Origin of the sequence: Nonomuraea typhae (assembly GCF_009760925.1) — a bacterium.
In the GTDB taxonomy this organism is placed as follows: domain Bacteria; phylum Actinomycetota; class Actinomycetes; order Streptosporangiales; family Streptosporangiaceae; genus Nonomuraea; species Nonomuraea typhae.
Map to the genome: position 1 here is coordinate 2,029 of NZ_VRLV01000035.1, position 2,646 is coordinate 4,674.

Below are 2,646 nucleotides of genomic sequence, written 5' to 3' on the forward strand. Positions count from 1 at the left end.
GTTGCGCTCGACCATCGCGTCGGCCTTGGTGTCGAGGATGCGGTTGCCGGCCAGGCCCGCCGACAGCACCTTGACGGCGGCGTCGGTGTCCACGCCGTGGGCTTCGAGGAAGACGATGGCTTCGGCGACGAGTTGGATGGTGCCGGCGACGATGAGCTGGTTGGCGGCCTTGACTGTCTGCCCGCTGCCGGACGGGCCGACGTGCACCACCGTCGAACCCACCGCCTGCAGGATCGGGCGGGCCGCCTCGACGTCGGCCGCCTTGCCACCGGCCATGATGGACAGGGTGGCGTCGAGGGCGCCCTGCTCACCGCCGGAGACGGGCGCGTCCACGGCCCGTAGACCCTTCTTCGCGGCTTCGGCCGCCAGGCGGACGGCGGCGTCGGGGCGGATGCTGCTGGTGTCGATCCACAGCGTACGCCTGCGGGCGTTGGCGAAGACCTCCGCGGCGACCAACTCGACGTCGGGGGTGTCGGGCAGCATGGTCACGACCACGTCCGCGTCACGCACACCCTTCTCGATGGTGTGCGCGCCACGGCCGCCCTGCGCGATAAGGCGCTCGACCTTCCCCCAGTCGTTGTTGACGCCGGTGACGGTGTGCCCGGCCCAGAGCAGGTTGGCGGCCATGGGGGCGCCCATGACGCCCAGTCCGATGACGGTGATCCTCATGCGAGGGACTCCTTGCGCTCGCGCGACAACCAGGCGAAGGGCTGTTCGGTGGTGTCTTGGTACTCCAAGCCGATCCAGCCGTCGTATCCGGCCAGGTCGAGCTCGGTCAGCCAGGCGGCCAGGGGCAGGTCGCCGGTGCCGGGCGCGCCTCTGCCGGGCGCGTCGGCGATCTGGACGTGGCCGATCCGGCCGAAACACGTGCTGAGAACGGCCTGCACGTCGTCACCGTTGACGGCCAGGTGGTACAAGTCGGCCAGCAGCTTGACCTGGGGCAGGCCGACCCGGTTGAGAACCCGCAGGACGTCCGCGGCGGTGGTGAGCGGGTAGCGCGGAGCGCCGCTGAGTGGTTCCACCAGGATCACGCCGTCCACCGAGGCGGCCGCCAGACGGAGCTGCTCGACGGCCAGTTCGTCCTGCTCCTGCTCGGAGATGCCGTCGAGGCGGTTGCCGTACAGAGCGTTGAAGGCGCGGCAGCCGGTGCGGCGGCCGATCTCGGCGACGACCGCCACGTTCTCACGGAACTCGCGGGCCCGCGGCGCCTGGGACAGCAGGCCGCGCTCGCCGCCCGGCATGTTCCCGGCGTAGAAGTTCAGGCCGCTGAGCTGGACGCCGGCATCGGCGAGAGCGTGAAGGAAAGCCTCCACTTCCCTGCCGGTCGGGACGGCGTTGTCGAAGGGCCACCAGAATTCCACGGCGTCGAAGCCGGCTTTGCGGGCGGCTTCGGGGCGTTGCAGGATGGGCAGGTCGGTGAACAGGATGGAACAGTTGACGGAGTAGCGCATCTGTCCCTGCCTTTCTCGTGGACGGGTGCTAGTGGACGGGTGCTAGTGGACGGTGTTGGTGAGTACGCCGATGCCGTCGATGTCGATGTCGACCCGGTCGCCGGTGGTGAGTGGGCCGACGCCGTCGGGGCTGCCGGTGAGCAGGACGTCGCCGGGGTGCAGGGTGATCCAGCGGGTGATGTAGGCGAGGAGTTCGTCGACGCCGAAGAGCATGGCGGCGGTGGGGCTGTCTTGCACGGTGTGGCCGTTGACGCGGGTGCGCAGGTGGAGTTTGGCGGGGTCGTCGATGCCGGTTTCGATCCAGGGGCCGAGTGGGCAGAAGGTGTCGGCGCTTTTGGCGCGTACCCATTGGCCGTCGGTGCGCCAGTCGTCGGCGGTGATGTCGTTGGCGCAGGTGTAGCCGAGGATGTAGTCGCGGTAGTGGCGGCGGTTGATCTGGCTGGCGGTGCGGCCGATGACCACGGCCAGTTCGCCTTCGTATTCCAGGCGGCGCAGGCCGTGCGGGCGGCGGATGGGGGTGCCGGGGCCGGTGACGGCGTTGGCCGCTTTCAGGAATAGGCGGGGTTTGCGGAGTTTGCCCCAGGATCCGTAGTTGCGGCCGGCGCAGACGATCACCCGCGGCTCGCACGGGGCCAGCAGCATCACCTCGGCCAGGTCGGCGACCGGGGCGCGGCCGGGCTGCGGGCTGATCTCCCCGCTGTCGGGGTCGAGGATGCCGGTGCGGGTCAGCTGGTGGTGGCTGTAGCGGATCAGCTTCACGGTGATTGCACCGCCTCGCGCAGCAGTTCGATGGGGTGCCAGGCCTGGCGGTGGGCGCCGTGGAAGATCTGCTGGCGGCACGACACCCCGGTGGCGGCGACGATGGTGTCGGGGTGTTCGGCGGCCAGCGCGGGAAACAGCCGGTCGGCGCCGACCTGCTGGGACAGTTCGTAGTGTTCGGCTTCGAAGCCGAAGGAGCCGGCCATGCCGCAGCAGCCGGTGTCCAGCTCGGCCACGTCGATGCCGGGGATCAGGCGCAGCATGGCCATGGTGGCCGCGGTGCCGACTTCGGCCTTTTGGTGGCAGTGGCCGTGGTAGACGACCTTCTTGCCGGCCAGCCACGAATCGGCGCGCAGCCGCAGCCGGCCGGTGGTGACGGCCTCGGCCAGCAGTTCTTCGGCCTGCTGCACGCGGGCGGCGACCTGCTCGACGCGGG

The 2,646-nt window shown here is 70.2% G+C and carries 4 protein-coding genes; all 4 read right to left on the reverse strand.

Translation table 11 applies throughout. The annotated features are described in order from the left end of the window. A partial coding sequence (locus tag FVE25_RS53505) for an NAD(P)-dependent oxidoreductase (protein WP_219826083.1) occupies nt 1–669 on the reverse strand: 669 nt, incomplete at its 3' end. After that, nucleotides 666–1,451 carry a hydroxypyruvate isomerase family protein gene (locus FVE25_RS53510; RefSeq protein WP_157255238.1) on the reverse strand — a complete coding sequence of 262 codons (786 nt, stop codon included), beginning with the start codon at nt 1,449–1,451 and terminating at the stop codon, nt 666–668. The genes FVE25_RS53510 and FVE25_RS53505, both read right to left, overlap by 4 nt. A 42-nt stretch (nt 1,452–1,493) precedes the next feature. Next, nucleotides 1,494–2,210, reverse strand: a complete 717-nt coding sequence (locus FVE25_RS53515) for a fumarylacetoacetate hydrolase family protein (protein WP_246268908.1) — start codon at nt 2,208–2,210, stop codon at nt 1,494–1,496. Further along, nucleotides 2,207–2,646 (reverse strand): (Fe-S)-binding protein (locus FVE25_RS53520; protein WP_425489543.1); only part of this gene is annotated, 440 nt, incomplete at its 5' end. The genes FVE25_RS53520 and FVE25_RS53515, both read right to left, overlap by 4 nt.

What these genes read in the sequence shown, in the direction of transcription:
- FVE25_RS53510 (WP_157255238.1), bottom strand. Translation starts at nt 1,451, where the DNA reads ATGCGCTACTCCGTCAACTGTTCCATCCTGTTCACCGACCTGCCCATC.